Annotated in this window: 22 protein-coding genes and 1 riboswitch; of the genes, 5 read left to right on the forward strand and 17 right to left on the reverse strand. The window is 33.8% G+C overall.

Going from position 1 to position 23,011, the window contains the following annotated elements; translation table 11 throughout:
• Positions 1–19 precede the first annotated feature (19 nt).
• From cytX to ACQY63_RS05295, 12 genes are all read right to left on the reverse strand, one after another.
• Positions 20–1,195: a putative hydroxymethylpyrimidine transporter CytX gene (gene cytX / locus ACQY63_RS05240; RefSeq protein WP_302689579.1), complete on the reverse strand. Its 1,176-nt coding sequence runs from the start codon at positions 1,193–1,195 to the stop codon at positions 20–22.
• A 19-nt stretch (positions 1,196–1,214) separates the two neighbouring features.
• On the reverse strand, positions 1,215–2,006 hold the full coding sequence (gene thiD / locus ACQY63_RS05245; protein WP_022164982.1) for a bifunctional hydroxymethylpyrimidine kinase/phosphomethylpyrimidine kinase: 792 nt from the start codon (positions 2,004–2,006) through the stop codon (positions 1,215–1,217).
• A gap of 204 nt (positions 2,007–2,210) precedes the next feature.
• Complete coding sequence (locus ACQY63_RS05250; RefSeq protein ID WP_412622502.1) at positions 2,211–2,867, reverse strand: HAD family hydrolase; 657 nt, start codon at positions 2,865–2,867, stop codon at positions 2,211–2,213.
• Positions 2,867–3,523 (reverse strand): thiamine phosphate synthase, encoded by a 657-nt coding sequence (thiE, locus tag ACQY63_RS05255; protein ID WP_428244826.1) that lies wholly within the window; start codon positions 3,521–3,523, stop codon positions 2,867–2,869. Before thiE ends, ACQY63_RS05250 begins: the two co-directional genes overlap by 1 nt.
• A complete protein-coding gene (gene thiM / locus ACQY63_RS05260) occupies positions 3,510–4,331 on the reverse strand; it encodes a hydroxyethylthiazole kinase (RefSeq protein ID WP_022164985.1) in 822 nt (273 codons plus the stop codon). Before thiM ends, thiE begins: the two co-directional genes overlap by 14 nt.
• Positions 4,332–4,433: 102 nt before the next feature.
• A riboswitch (TPP riboswitch) is annotated at positions 4,434–4,539 on the reverse strand.
• Between the two features lie 407 nt (positions 4,540–4,946).
• On the reverse strand, positions 4,947–5,831 hold the full coding sequence (locus tag ACQY63_RS05265) for a hypothetical protein (RefSeq protein ID WP_022164986.1): 885 nt from the start codon (positions 5,829–5,831) through the stop codon (positions 4,947–4,949).
• Between the two features lie 15 nt (positions 5,832–5,846).
• Positions 5,847–6,113, reverse strand: a complete 267-nt coding sequence (locus tag ACQY63_RS05270; RefSeq protein WP_428244827.1) for an EamA family transporter — start codon at positions 6,111–6,113, stop codon at positions 5,847–5,849.
• A gap of 152 nt (positions 6,114–6,265) precedes the next feature.
• Positions 6,266–6,736: a gamma carbonic anhydrase family protein gene (locus ACQY63_RS05275; RefSeq protein WP_022164988.1), complete on the reverse strand. Its 471-nt coding sequence runs from the start codon at positions 6,734–6,736 to the stop codon at positions 6,266–6,268.
• 93 nt (positions 6,737–6,829) lie between these two features.
• The gene (locus ACQY63_RS05280; RefSeq protein ID WP_428244828.1) at positions 6,830–10,099 is read right to left on the reverse strand and encodes a discoidin domain-containing protein; all 3,270 of its coding nucleotides are present in this window, start codon (positions 10,097–10,099) and stop codon (positions 6,830–6,832) included.
• A 401-nt stretch (positions 10,100–10,500) separates the two neighbouring features.
• A complete protein-coding gene (locus tag ACQY63_RS05285; RefSeq protein WP_022164990.1) occupies positions 10,501–11,991 on the reverse strand; it encodes a DUF1846 domain-containing protein in 1,491 nt (496 codons plus the stop codon).
• A 14-nt stretch (positions 11,992–12,005) separates the two neighbouring features.
• Positions 12,006–12,302, reverse strand: a complete 297-nt coding sequence (locus ACQY63_RS05290; protein WP_022164991.1) for a DUF4230 domain-containing protein — start codon at positions 12,300–12,302, stop codon at positions 12,006–12,008.
• A gap of 187 nt (positions 12,303–12,489) precedes the next feature.
• Positions 12,490–13,869, reverse strand: coding sequence for an aminopeptidase (locus tag ACQY63_RS05295; protein ID WP_022164992.1), 1,380 nt, complete (start codon positions 13,867–13,869; stop codon positions 12,490–12,492).
• Positions 13,870–14,078: 209 nt separating this feature from the next.
• On the opposite strand from ACQY63_RS05295, the gene ACQY63_RS05300 reads away from it, so the two are divergent.
• From ACQY63_RS05300 to ACQY63_RS05315, 4 genes are all read left to right on the forward strand, one after another.
• Positions 14,079–14,213, forward strand: a complete 135-nt coding sequence (locus tag ACQY63_RS05300) for a hypothetical protein (RefSeq protein ID WP_022164993.1) — start codon at positions 14,079–14,081, stop codon at positions 14,211–14,213.
• Positions 14,214–14,636: 423 nt separating this feature from the next.
• Positions 14,637–15,113 carry a pyridoxamine 5'-phosphate oxidase family protein gene (locus tag ACQY63_RS05305; protein ID WP_022164994.1) on the forward strand — a complete coding sequence of 159 codons (477 nt, stop codon included), beginning with the start codon at positions 14,637–14,639 and terminating at the stop codon, positions 15,111–15,113.
• Complete coding sequence (locus ACQY63_RS05310) at positions 15,103–15,348, forward strand: transposase (protein WP_412335122.1); 246 nt, start codon at positions 15,103–15,105, stop codon at positions 15,346–15,348. Before ACQY63_RS05305 ends, ACQY63_RS05310 begins: the two co-directional genes overlap by 11 nt.
• A gap of 226 nt (positions 15,349–15,574) precedes the next feature.
• Complete coding sequence (locus ACQY63_RS05315) at positions 15,575–16,969, forward strand: IS3 family transposase (RefSeq protein WP_412622513.1); 1,395 nt, start codon at positions 15,575–15,577, stop codon at positions 16,967–16,969.
• Positions 16,970–17,016: 47 nt separating this feature from the next.
• Here ACQY63_RS05315 and ACQY63_RS05320 read toward each other — a convergent pair whose 3' ends face one another.
• From ACQY63_RS05320 to ACQY63_RS05340, 5 genes are all read right to left on the reverse strand, one after another.
• Entirely contained in the window at positions 17,017–18,174 is a 1,158-nt protein-coding gene (locus tag ACQY63_RS05320) for a DUF3878 family protein (protein ID WP_428244829.1), read from the reverse strand.
• Positions 18,175–18,189: 15 nt separating this feature from the next.
• The gene (locus ACQY63_RS05325; protein ID WP_022164945.1) at positions 18,190–19,572 is read right to left on the reverse strand and encodes a GH25 family lysozyme; all 1,383 of its coding nucleotides are present in this window, start codon (positions 19,570–19,572) and stop codon (positions 18,190–18,192) included.
• A gap of 173 nt (positions 19,573–19,745) precedes the next feature.
• A complete protein-coding gene (locus ACQY63_RS05330; protein WP_022164946.1) occupies positions 19,746–20,207 on the reverse strand; it encodes an NUDIX hydrolase in 462 nt (153 codons plus the stop codon).
• Between the two features lie 25 nt (positions 20,208–20,232).
• Positions 20,233–20,454 (reverse strand): hypothetical protein, encoded by a 222-nt coding sequence (locus ACQY63_RS05335; protein WP_428244830.1) that lies wholly within the window; start codon positions 20,452–20,454, stop codon positions 20,233–20,235.
• 326 nt (positions 20,455–20,780) lie between these two features.
• Complete coding sequence (locus tag ACQY63_RS05340) at positions 20,781–21,230, reverse strand: hypothetical protein (protein ID WP_428244831.1); 450 nt, start codon at positions 21,228–21,230, stop codon at positions 20,781–20,783.
• A gap of 335 nt (positions 21,231–21,565) precedes the next feature.
• Here ACQY63_RS05340 and ACQY63_RS05345 point away from each other — a divergent pair, with 335 nt between their 5' ends.
• On the forward strand, positions 21,566–22,933 hold the full coding sequence (locus tag ACQY63_RS05345; RefSeq protein WP_412622527.1) for a sodium-dependent transporter: 1,368 nt from the start codon (positions 21,566–21,568) through the stop codon (positions 22,931–22,933).
• Positions 22,934–23,011 lie beyond the last annotated feature (78 nt).

Consider the following 23,011-nt stretch of genomic DNA (forward strand, 5'->3'; position numbering starts at 1 on the left):
CTGTGTTTTTTTAATCAATTTAAGCTTTTGATTTTTTCATAACAAAATTTACAATAACGCATAATATAAGTGTTATTACCATATCTGGTAATGTGTTTCCTACAATTATGTCTACTGTCATTAAATATCTATATAGCGCAAATCCGATTACCCAAATAACAATGTTTACAGCATTGAAGCTTTTATCTTCACTAGATCCTTTAATTACAAAATAGTCTGCAATCTGAATTGCTATCATTGGGGCAAATACTGAACCTATTAAATATAAGAAATCTGTAATATCGTCCATTGGATAGACTATTGCGCCAACAGTTCCAATAACTGTAATTATTATTGCCATATATTTTCCATTAATTTTTTTCCAAATCGACTCGCTTGAAATACCTGCTGAATAGGCATCAAGGTATGTAGTTGTAACTGTTGAAAATACTATAATAAGTAGTCCGGCAATACCTAAACCTGCTTTTAACATAATCTGGTCTATACCGGCATTTTCTGCAAAAATAGCTGCTCCCATACCGATTATGTACATCCAACAACTTACCAAACCGTAAACAATGGCACTTGCCGCTGTTGCCTTAACAGGCTTCTCTGCTTCTCTTGTATAATCACTGATTAAAGGTAACCATGAAAGTGGCATCGCTACTGCAAGCTCTACTGCTGCCCCAAATGTAAGTCCATCTGCTGCCACTGCTGTAGCACCTTTCCCTGTGAAAAATACAACTCTACATAAAATAATTGTTAAAACAAACAATGCTGTCATTGCCACAACATTTATTTTTTCAATATTTTTAATTCCAATAAAAATCCAAACAATAATTAAACAGCCAATTACAATACACCAAATAAGACGACCTGTGCCAAAAATTCCATTAGCTGAAACTGCGCCGTCATATATCATAATTGCTGTCCAACCTGCCAACTGAATTACATTTAAAACTGCAAAAATAATACTGCCTTTTTCACCGAAACTGATTTTTACAGTTTCCATGGCACTTTTCTTTGTTTTTGCACCAATTAATCCTGCAAGAAAAAGCAAGCCACACCCTATAAGATGTCCTATAATAATTGCTGCGATTCCCTTTGCCATTCCTAGCGATGCAAGATATGTACCTGTAACTATTTCTGCAATTGATACTCCTGCTCCAAACCAAATTAAACTGTTGCTAAATACTGATGTTCCTTTTTTATCCATTTTGTACCTCCCATTAATTCTAGTATTCGCCTTCTACTGCAAATGCATGATTCATTGGTCCACTACCCTTTCCTAAATCAAGCATTGCTCCTAAAGCACCTGAAATATATGCTTTTGCTTTCTCAACTGCCTCATCAAGATTTCTTCCCTTGGCAAGATTTGAAGCAATAGCACTTGAAAGTGTACATCCTGTTCCATGTGTATTTGGATTGTTGATTCGTTTCCCCTTAAACCATTTGTATTCACCATCTCTGTACAATAGATCATTGGCATCATTAATGCTGTGACCACCTTTGCACAAAACTGCAACATTATACTTTTTGCTGATTTTTTCTGCTGCCTTAATCATTTCCTCTTCATTAGTTATTTTCATTTCTGATAAAACTTCTGCTTCCGGAATGTTCGGTGTGATTACAGTAGCCATTGGAATTAAATATTCCTTCAGTGTTTCTATTGCATCATCGCTAATTAATTTTGCTCCACTTGTTGCTACCATGACCGGATCTAACACAATGTTCTTGCCATTGTATTTCTTTAGGCTCTCGGCAATTGCTATAATCAAATCTTTTGAAGATACCATTCCAATCTTAATTGCATCAGGTGTAATATCCTCAAATATTGCCTTTAGCTGTGCCTTTAAAAAATCTGCTGTTACTTCGTAAATGTCTGATACGCCGGTTGTATTTTGAGCAGTTAAAGCTGTAATGGCACTCATGCCATACACTCCATTAGTTGTCATTGTCTTTAAATCTGCTTGTATTCCGGCGCCTCCACATGAATCACTTCCCGCAATGGTTAATGCTGTGTTCATTTTGCTTCCTCCTTATGTCTTCTATTGTGGTACAGTATTTCTACTGTTTTTTATAGCGGTAAAAAGTGGTGCCCCCGATTTACCGCTTTACTAACTTATCATTTTAGTAACTTATCAACTGTTAATTTTTGTTATTAAACACTCTTTTTGCTGGTAAACATTCTTTTACCCTGTGTCAACAACGGTTCATCATATGTTTATGTTTTACTTAACAGCCTTAATTACTTTTTCATATTCATCCCAGCTTGTTATATAAACATCTGCAAGGCTCTTAACCATATCCTGATCCTTATCACTGGACTTATCATATATACCAACTGTGTGAATACCCATTTTCTTTGCTGTGTCCATGGAATAAACTCCGTCTTCGAACAGCCATGTTTCATCAGGTTTTGTACCTAATGTTTCCATTGCTCTCATAAAAATTTCCGGTTTGTCTTTTCCTGAACCAACCTCTGTAGTTGTATATATTTTCTTAAAATATTTTCCAAGATTCAACCTTTCAAAAGCCGCCTCAATCATAGGACGGTCTGTTGATGTTGCAACCACCATAGGTATGTTATTCTTTTGAGCATACTCTAAAATTTCAATTGACTTCCCTTTAAGTGGAGCTTCTTCTTTGTAAAAACCAAAAACCTTTTGGTTTATACCATCGCAAATTTCCTTGTCAGAAAGATTAACCTTATATGTTTTTCTAATATACTCTGCTCCTTCTGCCATAGTCAGGCTAAACATAATGTCTCCTAAGTTTTCCTCAGCCTCAATACCTAAATCCTTTAAATACAACTTAGCTGCATCCATCCATATTTCCATAGAATCAAGTATTGTCCCATCAACATCAAAAATAAATCCTTTTGCCATTATTCACCTTTTTCTAACATTTTGATTGCTTTTTCTTTTAATTCCTTAGTTGCTTCTTCAATATCCTTTGCTGCAAAAATAGCGCTAATAACTGCTATACCGCAAATGCCACTGCCTGCAAGTTCTAAAACATTGCCTTTTGAAATTCCACCAATGGCAATAACAGGAATTTTTACTGCCTGACATATTGCTTTCAGTGTTTCAAAAGTAACTTCTTCTGCATCATCTTTGGAGCCGGTTGGAAAAACTGCGCCTACTCCTAAATAATCTGCTCCGTGTTTTTCCGCTAAAATTGCCTGCTCAACAGTTTGCGCTGACACACCAATAATCTTATCAGGACCAAGCTTTGCCCTTACATCTAAAGCTTCCATGTCACTTTGTCCAACATGAACGCCGTCAGCATCCATTTCCAAAGCAATATCAACATTGTCATTAATTACAAATGGTACATTGTACTTTCTACATAATTCTTTTATCTCAATGGCTTCCTTCAAAAAACTTTCTTCATCAAGTTTCTTTTCTCGAAGTTGCATAAAAGTTGCTCCGCCTTTTAAAGCTTTTTCAACCTGACTGTACAAAGTTTCGCCATTTAACCAAGCTCTGTCAGTTACGCCGTATAAAAGCAATTCTTCCTTTGTTGTATTACTTAACTTCATATTTAGCTCCTTTTTCTAATGTTTCACCATCCATATTGTAGATGGCATCAATAATTCTGTTTCTGTATGTTGAGTTTCCATCGCCTTCACTCATTCTTGACCATGCAATTTCTCCGGCAAGTCCCATTGTACAAACTGCTGCCGCTGCTGCTTCCAATTTGTTTTCTGGATTTGCAACTAAAAACGCTGTCATCAAACCTGATAACTGGCATCCTGTTCCTGTAATTGAACTCATTTCGGCTCTACCATTTCTTATAACATAGCATTTTTCGCTGTCACAAACTAAATCAATTGCGCCTGTTACTGCGATAATGCTTCCTGTTGCCTTTGAAAAACTCTTGAGCTTGCTAATAGTGTCGTCTAAGTTTTCATCTGTTACTTTGTCAGAAACATCTGCATCTACACCTTTTGTACTTCCTGTACCCAGCATTAAAGTCTTAACTTCTGAAATATTTCCTCTTACAACATCAAATTTCACTTTTTCCATTAATTCATTTGCTGTATTAGTTCTTAACTTGCTTGCCCCTGCCCCAACAGGATCAAGTAAAACAACATGTCCTAATTCATTTGCTTTCTTTCCTGCTGCAAACATAGATGGTATGGTGTTTTTATTTAATGTTCCAATATTAATGTTCAAACCACCACAAATAGATGTAATATCTTCCACATCATCAATATCATCTGACATAATTGGGCTGCCGCCACAAGCCAGTAAAACATTAGCCACATCATTTACTGTTACATAATTAGTAATGTTGTGAACTAAAGGCACATTATTTCTTACGTTTTCTACACATTTCTTAAACATATTTCCTCCTTATCGTTCTGCTGAATACTTTTTACAGCAGAATCTCATCATAATTGTTACGTTAAAATGAAAAACAGACAAACCTAATCTGGTTTGTCCGCATTAAATCCTATACTTAATTCCTACGTTGGCATTATCCAAATCAGGTTTAAGGGTCGAAGTTGATTACTTCCTCTCAGCCTGCCTACAAGCTCCCCTATATTTAATTTCCTATAGCATTGTATCGCTCAATTCAATATAATGCAATAGTGGATTTGTTATTGTTGTATGCAATTAAAATTCAAATGCCTGCATAAAATCAATCTTTTCATCTAGATTGCTTGTATAATGATTTGTTGCTTTCCCTTTTCGTCTGACTACATACTTATATGTCCCGTCATCCTTACAATTATCTTCGCCTTTAACAAAGATTTTTCAAACGGGTCTCTTACGGACATTGGAATGTACTGCATTCATCCGCTGGTTAAATTATTTGGACTTCCTGAGGAAATATCAGATATTCTCTTATGGCATTGAAGGTTATGGATAAAATAAGAAATCAGCAGGATATTGTTTTTCCTGCTGACTTAAAATAAGTGAGTTATAAAAAAGAGATAGGGAGTTATCACTATTGTATCAGCCCCATCCCGGAACCTTTTTAAACAAAGTTTTCTTTCCCCAGCTTGACATTTTCTTACTTAAGAAAATCCATCCCTTCTTTCCGGTTTTAGTTTTTACATATGCAAACCCGTTATCCCTCTTATCAAGACTATATTTTCCCTTAGGGCGTTTTGCTACATTCTTTGCCGGCTTGATTTTTATAATTCTAAGCTTATCTCCCTTTTTCAAAGTAAATTTATTCTTTGATTTTTTAGATGCAGTTTTGTACACTTTCATATTTTTCTTTACAGTATACATATATTTTTTTGAGCTTTCCACAAGTTTGTAAGTTCCCGTAGCCGGTACAATTTTATCACCTTTTAACTGTAATGGAATATCTGCGTAAAAACATCCTATTGGCAATGCGTAAGGTGTATCCACAATAATATGGAACCTTCCATTACCTTTCACATTCTTGAACCGATATCCTCTCCCATACATCAGTGCCTTGTTACTGCTTGTTTCAAATTCTGTAATTTCTTTTCCGTTCCATCTTTGAAAAGAACTGTAATCCAATGTATACGAATAACTGCCTATCTGAAAATTTAACTCTATTGTCTTGTCAGAAGTGTCAAAGTCAATTACCTTATAGCTTGCCCATACGTCTGTTAATTTTTTTGTATATACATTTTTGTCATTTATAAACAGACTTACACTGTCAAAAAACTCATTGTCTTTAGCGCTTACATGGGTCTGGTAATATATCTTTTCCTTAGTGCCATCTCCATCCAAATCATAATAGTATACCTTGTCCTTCTCCAACAGTCTGTTGGTTGCCGCATAGGCATTGTCACTCTTTAGTATGGTAAATAAACCACATAACGAGATTACTGCAATTACAAAAGTTAACATCTTCTTCATGATTCTTTCCTCCTTCTACTTACCATCAAATTTATTAATTACATACACTCCAAGTGCCACAAGCATTCCTGCTACAAAGTACTTAAACTTCATTGGCTCTCCTAATATTATTGCCGAGAATATAACTCCCAATATAGGAATAAATGCATTAAAAATTGCTATTTTGCTTATTAGGTTACAGGCAATCAGCTGATTGTATATACCAAAACATACTGCTGATATTAACACAAGAGAAATTATTATTAATATTGATTTTGCTTCCAAGATCATCTGATGCCACATTTAGATTTGAATATCCAAGTTTTATAAGAGGATACGCCAATGACCATCCTGCCGCACACAAAAATGCCAAAGCCGATACAAATTTTTTATTTTTAAATATCCAATTACTCATGTCTCTTTTCCTATCATTAGAAAATCGTATTTCAGTCTTTTTAATTATATTCCTTCATAAGTTTCACATACTCCATAGCATTTTCTTTATTAGCCATTATCTCTTTTGATGTAAGTTTTCTAATTATTTTTGCCGGATTTCCAAAGGCCATTGAATTATCAGGAATTTCCATTTTCCCCGTAACAAGAGTTCCTGCTCCTATAATACAGTTTCTTCCTACTTTGGCTCCATTTAATAAAATACTACCCATTCCGATTACTGTATTATCTCCAATATGGCATCCATGTACAATAGCATTATGTCCTATGGTTACTCCCTCTCCAACAACAATTGGAAATCCATTTCCTGTATGCAATGTACAATTATCCTGTATATTAGTGTTGTTTCCAATTGTAATACTTTCCATATCAGCACGGACTACTGCATTGTACCATATTCCTACATTTTCCCCAAGACTGACATTTCCCACAATATGGGCTCCAGGTGCTAAAAATATTTTTTTATTATCCATTCTCAACTCCTTAAATATCCTTTCATTTTTATTTTAACCTAAAAAAACCCTTTATGCCACTGTTAATAGCATAAAGGGTCATTAAATATTTTTCTATCTGTTATATAACTGAAGTTCGTAAAGTCTTACAGTACCAACTCCACCATTATCTGAATTAAATATCTTAAATACAATGTATCTTGCTGTCTGTTTTCCTATGTCAAAGGATGAAATTGCATCATTCTGATTTACTTGATAATCTACTGACTTCCATTCTTTTCCATCGTTTGATACAAGAACTTCCCATTCAGTAGTATTACCAAAACCTTCCTTACTTTGTGTATTGTAAAGAGTATAGGTATTAAATGTCTTTGTACTTCCAAGGTCTATCTTTACAAAGTGCTGAGCACCTGATAAAGCATATGCCTGGTTTTCGACGCTTCCAGATGTTGCACACCATTTTGTTGACAAATCGCCATCAATAAGTTTAGATGAAGACTCACCATCCTTTGTGTAACCTGATTCACTGATAATTGTTGCACCTGACAATAAATTTGTTCCGCTTGTTACTGCTGAAGACAGTTTTGTACCGGTTGTATTTCCATGATTTTTTCCTACGTAAGCAGGATAATCAATATTAGGTACTCCCGGCAAATCTGTAGTGATCCAATTATCTGAATAATTTCCAAATCCGGTAAATGTCCATGTACCGTTTTTAAGTTCATCTACATAATGTAATCTAAGAGCTTCTATACAATCATATCCTGTAATCTGTTTTACTAACTGATTCCATGGTGTTGATGTATCATATGGATTATCATCATATGTTGTACCCTTATTGTCCTTTAATAAATGGTTGAGACTATCAATAAGACCGTATTTTACATTGCCATTACTATCCTTTGTTGTTGGATATTTTGAATCCATATATGAGAAGAACCATTTATTATTTCCATATGCCTCATAGCCCCAGTCCTGAAGGGATGTATCGTTGGCATAATATACCTGCGCAGTATCTTCATGTGCCCAGTGATAGTAACGGAATCCACCGTAATTTGCCATATTTTCTACCCACCATGCTTTTGATGATGAAGATACATTTCCGTACTGCTGTACAGCATGTGTTAACTCATGTGTAAAATATCCAATTCCTCTTGGATTATTATTCATCCAATCAACTGAAATTACTATTGAAGAACCGGATGTGTATGCCACTCCATCATATCCCTTGTCAGCTCTTACAAATATTTTTTTAGGTTCCGAACCTGTTCCCCAACGTTTATACTGTCTTGGGTAAACCTCGTAGAATGCATTATACAATGCTTCTTTATATCCCTTTGCTGTAACCTGTTCCCAGTCACCTACAAACAAAGCTTTGAACTCACTATCAGTTACTGAATTACCCCTTAATGTAATGTCTGAAATCTGGAAACTATTTCCGTACAATTCTGTAATTTCCATTTTATACTGAGTATATGTTCCTATCTTATCAACAAGATATGTGTAATCAGCATAATCCTGATCTGCCATTCCGCTTTCATTTACCGTATCAATTAATTCCCAGTTTTTTCCGTCAGCCAAGCCGTATAACTTCCATGCCTTAATTGTTCTGTTTGTATATTTTGAATTATCGTTAGCAGTTGTAATTGTGTAACTGTAAAGTGTTGTATTCTGTTTCATTTTCCATACTATATTCCCCGGTATCTGAGATGTAGAATATAATTTAGTTGCTCTCTTACCATCAAATATATTTTCCACACCTTCATTTGAATTAAATCCGTTTATTGTAGTAGCCCCAGTATCTATTCCACTTACCTGATCCGTAATATCACTTCCTCTACTTTCTGTAATTCTGTCGACATCACCTTTCAGATAAATTTCAGACATCTGTGAACCATAATACAACTTTCCATCATCACCACTATTTTTAATAATAATCATAAAATATTGTGCTGACATCTTTGTTGTACAATTAAATGTGTATTCACCATTATTTGTGTGGGTAATTCCACCATTATCAACATCTGAAACAGTTGTCCAGTTTTCACCATCCATTGATGCATATACTGCCCAGCTGTGAGGATCTCTATGCTTATATGTGGATGCATCCCCTGCTAATACAAATGTGTAACTCTTAAGTGTAACTGCTCTCTTCATTTTCCATGCAATAGTGATTGCCGGAGCATCATTTGTAAAGAACTTTGTATTAACATTATTGTCAAATAATTTTTCTATTCCTTCGTTGTCACTTGTATTTCCTTTGGTTGATGACAATTTATCATCAATACCATCCCAATATGGTGTAAGTGAAATGTCACTTGCTACCTGAGAATCAGCTGCTTCCTCCTGAACCCCCGGATTCTTTACTACATGAGATGCATCTTCCGGTGCCTTAGTTGGAGCTTCCGTTGGTGCTTCGGTAGGTGCTTCTGTAGACGCCTCTGTTGGTGCTACCGTTGGTGCTTCTGTAGACGCCTCTGTTGGGGTTACCGTTGGTGCTTCCGTAGACGCCTCTGTTGTAGCTACATTATCTTTTGTTACTTTAAAATCGATTGTAGCTTTATCTGACTCATATCCATTTTTTTCTGCTGTTACGGAAATTTTATAATCTCCCACTGTTGTAAAATATTTTGAATCACAATTATAGAATCCTGCAACAATTCCTGATTCAATTTTTGTATCATTTATGTAAAAATTATATGTAACTCCTTCAGTAATTGCCCATGCAAAATAGAATGGTAAATCCTTGCTTCCTGCAAATGTTAATCCTATCGGTGCTGCAGGTTTATTAGGATCCGCTGTTGATGGTGCTACCGTTGGTGCCTCTGTTGGGGCTACTGTCGGTGCCTCTGTTGGCGCTACTGTTGATGCCTCTGTTGGCGCTACTGTCGGTGCCTCTGTTGGCGCTGCTGTCAGAGTTTCCGTCGTAATCTCTGTTTTTGATTCTACAACTTTAGTTGTAACTACTACACCATTTGCAGTTGTAGGAGCAACTGTTGTAGATGTCTGTGCATTTCCTGATGTTTGCTGTTCCCCTTTACTATTTTTTACCGTTACTTTTACTTTGTATTTCTTTTTCTTATATGTAGCTTTTATTACTGCCTTTCCGGCTTTTTTAGCTTTAATTACAATTTTGTTTTTTAATTTTCCTTTTTTCTTAATGGAAACTACTTTTTTCCCTTTTACTACTTTCCATTTAACCTTTTTCCTTACATTTTTTAATTTAATAGTTTTCTTTTTCCCAACTTTTAGACGTACTTTCTTTTTACTCAGCTTTACTTTTTTAGTAGCTGCATAAGTTGGTACTTCTGAAATTGGCATGTAAGCTCCTGCCACGGCAATTACAAGTACAATTGCCAGTATTCTACTTTGTAACTTTTTCATTTTTTAACTCCTCCTCTTTTTTGTTTACATTGTTATATTCTAACATACAAAAAAAACTTTTCTAGATACCATTTGTTATAAAGGTGTCATAATTTTATTTTTTACTTTGTAATTTACACCATTATATATTCCCTCAACATTTCTTTCACATTGATTTCTATTTCATTTGTGCTTTCAATACATTGATTTTTTTGAGTCCTCCATTAGTACCAACTTCAGCCTTCAATATTAAAGACTAACAATTTTATCATCTTACATTCCTCATCTACTAAAGAATATTTCCCAAGAAAAAAGTTCCAAACCAAGCCATTTCTACAATCAACTTAATTGGGAACTTTCTATATTTATTCTTTTAATTATATTTTCAAATATTTGTACTAAATCAAGTTTTCCATCATAATTTACAGTTTATGATATTTCCTTCCGTCATGCTCATACTTTGGTTCGCATGTAAGTTGGATTCCTAATTTTTTAAATATATTCTCATCTACTGATGACAATAATACTGTTGAGTGTGCATCACATCCTTTTAATTTATGTAGCTGGCTCATTGCTTTCTTTGCGTTTTCGTTATGAGCTGCTGTTGATGATAATGCAATTAGGATTTCATCTGTATGAAGACGTGGGTTCTTGCTACCAAGATAATTTGTTTTCAAAATCTGTATTGGTTCAATTGCTTCTTTTGCAATTAATTTCACATCGTCTTCTATTTCCCCTAAAGCTTTTATTCCGTTAAGAAGAGCTGCTGCCGCTGCTCCTAACAAATCGGATGTACTTCCTGTTACTATTTTTCCATTTGGAAGTTCTAATGCCACAACAGGTTTTCCATCTGTTTCTTTTTCCTTCTTTAATGCTTCAACAATTACTTTTCTGTCTTCTACGGTAATCTGCGCCTGCTGCATTAAATTCTCTAACTTTGAAATATTCTTCTTTGTTTCACCGGCTCTTCTTTTTTCACAAAGTGCCTGATAGTATCTTCTGATTATTTCCTGCTTTGAAGCCTTGCAACAAACTTCGTCATCTATAATACAGTTACCTGCCATGTTAACACCCATGTCTGTAGGTGACTTGTATGGACTTTCTCCTGATATTAATTGGAATATTGCATTTACAACAGGGAAAATTTCAATGTCTCTATTGTAGTTGACTGTTGTTTCACCGTAAGCTTCAAGATGATATGGGTCAATCATATTAACATCATTTAAGTCTGCTGTTGCAGCTTCGTATGCTAAGTTTACCGGATGTTTTAATGGAATATTCCAAATTGGAAAAGTTTCGAACTTGGCATATCCTGCGTTAATTCCTCTTTTGTGTTCATGGTACAACTGTGAAAGGCAGGTTGCCATCTTTCCGCTTCCAGGTCCCGGAGCTGTTATAACAACTAATGGTCTTTCTGTTTCAATGTAATCATTTTTACCATATCCATTATCACTAACTATGTAATCAACATCATTTGGATAGCCCGGAATCTTGTAATGTCTGTAAGACTTAATTCCTAATTCCTGCAATCTGTTCTGGAATGATTCTGCTGCAGGCTGTCCTGTAAATTTTGTTAAACATACACTTCCCACATACAAACCTACTGACTGGAATTCGTCAATTAATCTTAACACGTCCATGTCGTATGTAATTCCGTAATCTCCACGAATCTTGTTTTCTTCAATGTCTTCTGCGCTAATTACAATTACAACTTCTGCATGGTCTTTTAACTGTAATAACATTTGTAACTTTGAGTCTGGCTCAAATCCCGGCAACACTCTTGATGCATGATAGTCATCAAAAAGCTTACCACCAAATTCCAAATACAACTTGTTCCCAAACTGTGCAATTCTTTCCTTAATATGCTCTGATTGCATCTTTAAATATTTCTCATTATCAAATCCTTTTACCAAAACCTTAACCTCATTTATCCTATATATTTTATTTTGTACTCATCTTTGTTGTATTCTTTCCAGAAAAAAGAACTTATAATAGTTTTTGCATTTTTTTCAGCATTGCTCAAAAGTCCATTTGCCTTAGCATCTTTCTTCGCTGTGGCTTTTAATTTTTCAAAAGACTTATTGTTATCCTTTAGTGATATTTTTGTAAAAATACTTTCTTCCTCATGGTAAACCTTAAAAGAATCCGTCTTTACTTCACAACTTAAAATTCTTCCTAGGAAATAAAGTACATTAGACTTATTTTCTCTTTTGTTTTTTTCCATTCTTTCTCCTTAAAGTCCGTTTTCCATTCTATCATATTGTAGTTACTTTTTGTATTATTTATTTAAAATGAAACAACTAATTCCATTTTAAATCTTTTCTCACCAAATACTGCATGTGGCACATCTTTTGGCATTACGATTGTGTCCCCTTCTTTTAAAAAATTACCATTCTCATTTTTCAACTATTTTATGCATCCTTTAAAAATGCCTTATAGCACTTATATGCTTCATAAACATCTGCCTTGTTTGTTACTTCCCATGGTGCATGCATGCTTAATACTGCAACACCACTATCAATAACTTCCATACCGTATAATGCCATAATGTAAGCGATTGTACCGCCGCCACCAATATCTACTTTTCCAAGTTCAGCCATCTGGTAGTTTACATTATTGTCATCCATGATCTTTCTTAAGGCTGCAAGATATTCTGCGTTAGCATCATTTGAACCAGACTTGCCGCCACGTCCTGTAAACTTGTTAAATACAACACCTTTTCCCATAAATGATGAACTGTTCTTCTGGAAAGCTTCTGCATATAATGCATCGAATGCTGCATTTACATCTGATGATAACATTCTGCTGTTAGCAAGACATCTCTTTAATTTGATTTCACTGTAATCATCAAATAAATTTAATAATTCTGCCACTGTATTTTCAAAGAAGCGTGACTGCATTCCTGTAGCACCAACACTACCGATTTCTTCTTTGTCTACTAAAAGGCAACATGAAGTCTTATCAACCTTCTCCATTTCAAGCATTGCTACTAATGAAGTGTAAGCACACACTCTGTCATCCTGACCGTATGAAATAATCATGCTTCTGTCAAATCCCATTTCTCTTGCTCTTCCTGCCGGTACAACTTCAAGCTCTGCAGACATGAAATCTTCTTCTTCCATGCTATACATTTCTTTAAGAATTTCAAGAACACCTTTTTTAGTAGCTTCCTTTTCTTCATCATTAAGAGGTATTGTTCCAACTAAAATATCAAGATTTTCTCCTTCAACAACTTTTGCTGCTTTCTTTTCCATTTGATTAGCCGCAAGATGAATAAGTAAATCTGTAACACAAAATACAGGATCCTCCGGTTTCTCACCAATATTTACATTAACTGTTGTGCCGTCCTTCTTAACAATTACGCCATGGATTGCAAGTGGTAATGTTACCCACTGATACTTCTTAATACCACCGTAATAATGTGTGTCAAGGTAAGCCATACCTTCGTTCTCATATAACGGATTCTGTTTTATGTCCATTCGAGGTGAATCCACATGTGCCCCAAGAATATTCATACCTTTTTCTAATGGTTCCTTACCTATATTAAATAAGGCAATTGTCTTGTTCATACAAACTGCATAAACTTTATCGCCCTGTTTTAATTTCTTGCTATTTGCAATAGCTTCTTCTAAACTAATATAGCCTTTTTCCTTAGCTCTTTTTACTGTTTCGCTAATACATTCTCTTTCTGTTTTGCATTCAGACAAAAAATCTATATAGTCTGCATTTAAACTCTGTAATTGTTCTTTTTCACTATCATTATATGTTTTCCAAGCGTTCTTTCTTTCCATAATACGTCTCCTTCATTTTCAGTCTTTTCTCCATCTTAATTCAATTATAATGTAATGTCAAATTAACCATTTTACTATTTTAGTATAAACAAATATACTATTTTTATATTAATCAAAGATTATTTTTGTATAAGTTAATTTTTCCTTTTCGTAATATATAAGAAACAATGTTGTTTAAAAGAAATACTTTTAAATACGGAAGAAACACAATGAATAAGAAATATATTTTTTTCGATATTGACGTAACTTTAGTTGCCGGTGGTTATGGTATAACAATTGATAACAAACTAATTGATATAAAACCACTTCCTAGAGAAGATATGATTTCTCTTATAGATGAATAGATGAATGTCAAGCTAAAGGGTACACTTGGGCTATTCAAACAGAAAACTCTGACATCAGATTTGCTCCTGATGAAAATTTTTACAACCTGACTCATCACATCTATATGAATACAAGAATTGTCCTCAGTTTGGATCCTAAAAACTTTCCTCAAATTTACAAAGCTTACATTGCCTGTTTATATCCTGATGAATTCAAGTTGGATTCTATCAAAAATTCACCTTGGTGTCGTTTTCACAAGGAATATTTCTTTGTTGAACCTTCTTACAAAGCTTACGGAATCAAGCAGATTATGTTACTACCAATGTAGATGACAATGGTATTTATAATGCCTGTAAACATTTTAACTTGTTTTAAATTAAAATATATTGTACTTTAATATTAAGAAAGGAATAACTATTTTAATAGTTAGAAAGGTGATTAGTATGAGAAGAAAAGATCGTGAAATTACAGATTTTGATGAAATTGTTGAAATCATAAAAAAATGTGATGCCTGTAGATTAGCATTTAATGACGGAGACTATCCTTACATTGTGCCTCTTAATTTTGGTCTTAATGTAGTTGACGGAAAACAGGTTGAATTATATTTCCACTGTGCAACTAAAGGAACTAAGTTAGATTTAATTAGAAAAGATAATCGTGCAACTTTTGAAATGGACTGTAACCACAACTTTATTCTATATGAAGAGCGTATGTCATGTACAATGGGTTATGAAAGTGTTATTGGTCACGGAACAATTGAATTCATTGACGATGAGCATAAATTCGAGGCTTTAAAGATTTTAATGAATCAATATCACGCAGAAGATTTCAAATTCAACACAAATATGATGAAAGTTACAACAGTATTTAAACTTGTAGTTTCTGACATGACAGGAAAAAGACGTAACAATATTCATTAATTTTCAAAAAAAGTTAAAATATGTAGCTTCTGTAAAACGAGAGTGTGAAAGTTTAAATTCAACATACAGGAAACTTAATCGTCAGAGAAGTGTATTTCCAAGCGACAAGGCATTATTGAAAGCACTGTACCTGTCAACCTTTGAAGCAACGAAGAAATGGACAACGACCTTAAGGAACTGGGCTCAGGTGTATGGAGAACTGAGCATTATGTACGAAGGCCGTTTGCCTGAATAGCATAAAAAATACCCAATATCAAGGATGAATATACGCCCGTTATAAAACGGGCGTCCTTGACATGGGTATTTTTATATGCTAGTTATATAAACAAGAGCTGCAAGCTCATTTCATGAACTTACAGCTCCATCACTTATCATAGAATGTCTATTTACAGACTTTATTTCACAGTCGAGGGTGCGGACAAAATTCTGGACTACTATAGGGCTTCGAAAGGAGCCTTTTTATGTATTCAAAAGAACAAAAAGATATTGCACTACGGATATATCATCAAACAGAGTCTGTAACTGAAACTATTAGGATTCTAGGGTATCCAACACGTAGAAATCTGTACACATGGATTGCTGAGGAAAATACCCCACCCAAAACAAGGAAAGAATATCCTGTAATTAATAATCCTCCTGATCATCCTCGCAATCCTCCATTAGAAGTAAAATTAGATGCAATTCACCGTTGCTATGAGCTCGGAGAAAATATAAAATATGTTTCAGAAGACATTGGGTATAGTAGAGCTAGTATTTATCAATGGCGAAAACGTTATTTAAAAGAAGGTACATTAGGTCTTATGAATCACAAAAACATTACTCCGGGAACATTAGTAGAAGGTTCTGTTTCAAGTACAGATATTTCTTCTGATGAAATAAATCAGTTGAAGGCTCAAATACAAGATATGCAATTAGAAATAGATATTCTTAAAGAAACGATAAATGTATTAAAAAAAGACCCAGACATCGATCAGAGTGCTCTCAGCAACAGAGAGAAGGCGGTGATAATCGATGTCTTGAAAAATAGATACTCACTGCCATTATTATTACAGAAATTACAATTATCAAAAAGCAGTTATTATTATCAGGAACAATCCCTAAAAAAAGAAGATAAATATACACTTTTACGTGTTAGAGTCATTGAATTATTTACAGAGAATAAAGGTCGGTATGGTTACAGACGAATTCACGCCCTACTTAAGCGTGAAAATATAATTGTCTCAGAAAAAGTTATTCGTAGGATTATGAAAGAAGAACAACTTGTAGTAAAAATCAAACGAACTCGTAAATATAATTCCTATCAAGGTGAAATATCTCCAGCAGTAGATAATCTAATTAACAGAAATTTTTCTGCATCTAAACCTAACGAAAAATGGTTAACAGATATAACCGAGTTTGCAATTCCGGCAGGAAAGGTTTATTTATCGCCTATAGTAGATTGTTTTGATGGCTTACTTGTCAATTGGAATATAAGCACTTCTCCAGATGCATTACTTGTCAATTCTATGCTTGACGATGCAGCTAAATTACTATCTGTAGGAGAAAAACCAATCATACATTCAGACAGAGGCGTACACTACCGCTGGCCAGGCTGGATTGACAGGATGGAGAAAAATGGTTTCATACGATCAATGTCAAAGAAAGGCTGTTCACCTGATAATTCTGCCTGTGAGGGCGTATTTGGAAGAATTAAAAATGAGATGTTCTATAATGCAGATTGGTCTGGGGTAAACATCTCAGAATTTATTGGTATTTTAAATGATTATCTTTATTGGTATAATGAAAAAAGAATAAAAAAATCATTAGGATATTTGAGTCCTATAGAGTACAGACATAGACTTGGATTGGTCACTTAGATAGTCCAAGAAAATGTCCGCACCCCCGACTCACAACTCCTTACTCTTTATAACATTCTAAAATCATTACTGTCTGTTAGTTTAATATAGTAATTTTTCTGATTTAGAATACTCTTCTTTTCCACCAAAACATATACTTTAAATTCTATTGAATCCTTTAATTCTACAAAAGGTTCTTCAATATAAAGTTGCGTTTTTACATTTTTTTCTGCAAACTGTTTCTGGAGCTTTTTCCCTTTATTTATAATTAGCTTATACTTTTCGTCATTTGCTTTTCCGAAATGTCTTTTTGGATATTCATCTGTAATTTCTATAAAACGGTTTGTTATATAGTCAATTATTTGTTTATGACTGTTTCGGTGTAGCATAGTTGCAATCTTCTTAGCCTGCTTTTTTCCCGGATTGTTTCTGTACTTTTCAAGGGCTTTAACCAACGATTCGTCTTTAACAAGCTGGGCATATTTTTTCATTATGTCTATTGCTTCACTTGTTGGCACCCATGGATTTTCCTTTGGCACAAGATATTTTTCCGGCACCGATGGATAACAGCAATAATTAAGTGGTGGAAAATCCTTCAACCTTGAAAGTTCCAATTCTTCCTTATTGCAATATTCTTCTCCTAAATAATCTCTTTTGTCTGTTAGGATTGCGATTTTATATTCTAACTGTCTTATGTTTTCGTAACCTTTCACCCAGAAATGTCCTGTTCGACCGTATTGGTACAAATTAATTTCCATGGATAATTTTTCAAACCAAATTGTTAAAACCACATCTCTCTGATGGACAACCAAAACATATTTATTTGCATCTTCTTTGCTTAATGAGTAAAATATTTCACCCTGATATTCTTTCAGGTACTCACCTGTAGTTTTGGCATTTTCAAATACAATAAAACTTTCAACTGCATCATTCATAAGATAAATTAATTTCAGTTTATTTTGTTTTACTTTGCCTGAAACCAATTCGAATTGATTCTGTTCCAACAATTGTTCTAACTTAAGCAAAATGTCCTCATCTAACACTTCATTCAAATCACTTTGCTGCTCAACAGAATTCAGCTTCTTTAAATTATCCTGTTCACTGAACTTATTTTGTTTTTCCGAATTCTGCTGTTTTTCTAATTTATTTTGTTTTTCTGAATTATGTTGTTCTTCTAATTTTTTGTGTTCTCTCAAAGAAGCATCCACATTCTTTTTTATCGTCATAGTCATTCTTCCTAATTATCTCTTTATTTTCACAGATTTCTTTCCACTGTAAGAGCCATAAAACTTGCTACCTGAAACTGTTTTGTATGCTCTTACTCTTACATAGTATGTTTTATTCTTCTTAAGCTTTGATAATACTTTTGAAGTCTTCTTAACAGTTACAGTCTTTGCTTTCTTCATTGACTTATTTGTAGCATATTGAATTTCATAGCCTGATGTCTGCGATACTTTCTTCCAGTTTATCTTTGCCTTTTGTTTGCTGTTGTTTTTTACCGTTAATTTCTTTACTGTTCCAGGTACTATTTTAAAAGTTTTATTAGTAGTTCCCTGATAATTGCCCTTAAGGGTTATTGTTACTGTAGCAACTCCTACGTTTTTATTCTTGCTATAACTCACTGAATAATCATTTTGGGTTAAAAGACTTCCTTTTGAATTAGTTATTTTCACTGTAGGCTTATTTAACTTGCCTGTATACTCATATTTTGTTTTTGATAAAGTTACGCTTTTTACTTTTGGTATTATGTCTGTTTTCTTGTGACCACAGGTTTTACAATAATATGTAGCTTTACCTGACTTTGATATTGTTCCTTTTGTAATTAACTGTTCCACTGCGTAGTTATGACCTGTCACACTACATTCCCTTGACAACAATATATTTACATCTGTCTTATTTCCACCGATTCCGTTAACTGTACTGTTTTCACTATACTGCCAAATATCATATTTTTTTTCGTAACCACTTTCATTATTATATCTTGCAACCCATCTTGCCCAATTTTCAAATCTGGCATCGGTAAGCTTATTTGTCCACCAATAATAATTGGAATAAACTCCAACTTTATAACCTTTTTCTTTCATAATATTGCAAAAAGTTTCTGCAATATCTCCTAACTTTGAAGCTTTTAGATTACCCTGAGTTTTTTCATCTTCTATGTCATAATAAATTGGCATGGTAGGTTTTGCACCTGCACCATCAAGCATTGTTAAAACATGGTCAGCTTCGTTCTTTGCCATTTGTGTATTCACTGCGTAAGAATATATGTACACGCCGTATTCAATTCCATTTTCTTCACAGCCTTTTACATTCTGCACAAATTTGCTGTCATGCTGAGATTCAATATTATCGCCGTATCCACATCTTAGAAGTGCAAAAGTAAAACCTTCAGCTTTAACCTTCGCCCAATCAATATCTCCCTGATGGTAACTTATGTCTATTCCTTTTGCAATTGCACCTTTAATTTCATTTCCATTACCGTCATAAAAAATACCGTTACTTTGGGACCATGGTGTAGCTGCACTTACGGTAGTTTGGAATATGCACAAGCACATTCCCAAGACTAAGCATTTCTTTAATTTTAATATAAATTTTTCTCTCATTTTATTTTTTCTTTTTCTCATCCTATTTTCCTTTTTCTTATCTAATTTTCATTTTCTTTTTTTTAATCATACATTTCGTATTAAAAATCTGATTCCTTTATGCGTGATTTATTTTCACTCAAGTTTTCATTACAGGAATTTTTTATTACACAATTTACTCTTGTATGTCTAAACATTTGCAATTTTCTGATTTTCTAATAAAACTGAATATTTTTTTTAACTAACTTTTCATCTTCATAAATTAATTTCAATGTAAAAAATTTTTCTTCATTATCAAGTAGTAATTTCAAGAAAACAGCATCTCCTTCCCAAGTTGGAAGTTGCAAAACATCTTTCTTAGGCACCCACATTAAATCGCCCTCATCGCAGGATGTAATTTGTCCCTCAAACTTATCTGCCGTGAATAAACACATCATTTCAGGTTCACATTGATTACTTACAAAAGTTATTAACCCTCTTAACTTATAAGACAAAAGTTTTAATCCTGTTTCTTCTTGTACTTCTCTTTTTAAACATTCTTCCGGACTCTCGCTTCCTTCAGCATGCCCTCCTACTCCAATCCACTTACCTTCATTAATGTCATTTTTCTTTTTGATTCTGTGTAACATTAAATATTTATCATCTTTTTCTATGTAACACAATGTAGTCATTTGCATAAATTTTGCTCCTTATTTGTATGCATTAATTTAACTCTTTACTTGCTTTCATTAACTTAACATACTCTTCTGCATTTTTCTTGTTTGATTCAATCTCAGATTCTGTAAGTTTTCTAACAACTCTTGCCTGACTTCCAAGAGCCATGGAATTATCCTGAATGTTGCTATTGTCACCAATTATTATTTCTTCCATATCACCGCGAACAACTGTATTGTACCATATACCTACATTCTCTCCTATTGTCACCTTGCCAACCACATGTGCCCCACGGTGCAATAAATGTATTACTCATTTTTTGTCCTTTCACAAATTAATTTCCTTGCTATTTATTTTACCACACCACCCAAGTTTATTCCATATAGCAAAGAATGTCGCTTACGACATTCTTTGCACCAAGCACGTACCCGTTAGAAACATTTTCCTTTCGTGCAAATGTGCATCCCTAGTGGAACGTTTATTTTTTAGACGTATTCAGTTTAACACCCTGATTTTATTTTTTTTATCTTTAGCAATTCACATTTTGGCACTTGCAATAGAAAACCTCCACACTTTTAAGGTGTAGAGGTTTTCACTTATTTTATATCCTGCTGTTTTACCATATTAACAATATCACTATTGACTTCCATTATTCTTGAATCACATTCCATCTCTGCAATTGACATCCAATAGAATTTTTTGCCATCTATTTCGAAGCAATCTCTCTTCAAATTTTCAGAAAAATTACTTATTACATATTTATAGAAACGATGTCTATAACATTTATTTTCCTGCGAACTTATTGAAAATTTTTCATGCACTTTTTCAAATTCATAAGCACCTTTAATATCGTAATCTGCGACTTTCAATTCCATTTGCAAGTGCTTACTAATATTTGCCTCATCTTCTTTTATTCCAGAAGTTATAGTCGAATAATTTAAAAATAGTTTGCAATTCCATCTTGAATCATAATATAAAAGATATCTATTAGTATGTTGATTAAATGTATCTTTAATTAATACAATTGAATGTGGATGTTCTTTCATTAAATTCTGCTCCTCTATTGATTGATATAATTTATTACTATCAAAGTGATTCCTTCCAGAATATATAATCTCATATATTCCATAAATTGTTAATACAATTCCAAAAACAACTAAAATAACCTGCACTGTTATTCCTATTAAATGTAAATCAATTTAGGTACTTGCATTGGTGCAAAATGTGTATCAACCTTACTGCTTTACAACACTAACACGTTAAATTGACAAATTCTTCTTATTTCTTTAAGATGTTGTTTGCAGCATATCCATTGTAAAATAATTTTTTTAATTTTAGTTGACTTTGGAATGATGTAATAAAAATAGAATTGAGATTGTATATGGAAAGAGAAAAATTTAAATCCAGACTTGGATTCATTCTTATTTCTGCCGGCTGTGCCATAGGTATTGGAAATGTATGGCGTTTTCCTTATGTTGTTGGAAATAATGGCGGTGGATGTTTTGTATTATTTTACATCTTATTCCTTGTTATTTTAGGGCTTCCTATTTTAACAATGGAGTTTTCAGTTGGTCGTGGTAGTCAGCAAAGTATTTCAAGAGCTTTTAAGACTCTTGAGAAAAAAGGTCAGTATTGGCATCTGCATGGTTACAGCGGAATGGCAGGTAACTATATTCTTATGATGTTCTACACAACAGTTTCCGGTTGGATGCTACGATACTTTTTTGATACAGCAAAAGGTGACTTTGTAAACGCAGACACTAATGCTGTTCAAAATCATTTTTCAAATATGAATGCCATTCCTTCGGAAATGATATTTTGGACAACTCTTGTTATTATTGTAGGTTTCCTAGTTTGTTCACTTGGATTACAAAACGGAGTTGAAAAAATTTCCAAAGTAATGATGATTGCCCTTTTGGTGATTATGGTTGTTTTGGCAATTAACAGTATTTTTCTTGAAGGTGCCGGCAAGGGCTTGTATTTTTATCTGGTACCTGACTTTGAACAAATTAAAAAGGTTGGCCTTATTAATGTTATAGTAGCTGCAATGAATCAGGCATTTTTCACACTTAGTATTGGCATGGGCTCTATGACAATTTTTGGCAGCTATCTTGGAAAAGACCGTTCACTACTTGGAGAATCAATTAACATTGTTGCATTAGATACATTTGTTGCCATTGTGTCAGGCTTGATTATTTTCCCAACATGCTTTGCATTTGGTGTTAGCCCTGATCAGGGACCAAAACTTATATTTGTTACTTTGCCAAATATTTTTGCAAAGATGCCGGGTGGTCGTATCTGGGGAAGTTGCTTCTTTATTTTCATGGCTTTCGCAGCATTTTCAACTGTAATTGCCGTTTTTGAAAACATTATGTCATCATGTATGGATCTTTGGAAATGGTCACGTAAGAAAACTGCAATTATAAATGCAATTATTATAACTGTTACTTCCATCCCTTGCGTTCTTGGTTTTAACGTTTGGTCAGGATTCATGCCTTTTGGAAAAAATACAAATGTTATGGATTTAGAAGACTTTTTAATAAGTAATTTAATCCTTCCAATTGGCTCACTTATTTACACTCTATTCTGCACAAGCAGATATGGTTGGGGATGGGATAATTATATTAAGGAAGTTAATTCAGGCTCAGGTTTGAAAGTTCCAAAACAAATTCGTTTTTACTGTAAATGGATTCTCCCTATTACGATTATATTCATTATTGTAAATGGGTTAATTTCCAAATTCTTTTAAAAGAATCTGGAATGTCACTTGCCACATTCTACGCAACCAGCGCGTGCCTATTTAGCAACATTTTCTTTTTACGTAAAT

Source organism: Eubacterium sp. Marseille-QA0814 (assembly GCF_965119675.1).
GTDB lineage: Bacteria > Bacillota > Clostridia > Lachnospirales > Lachnospiraceae > Eubacterium_G.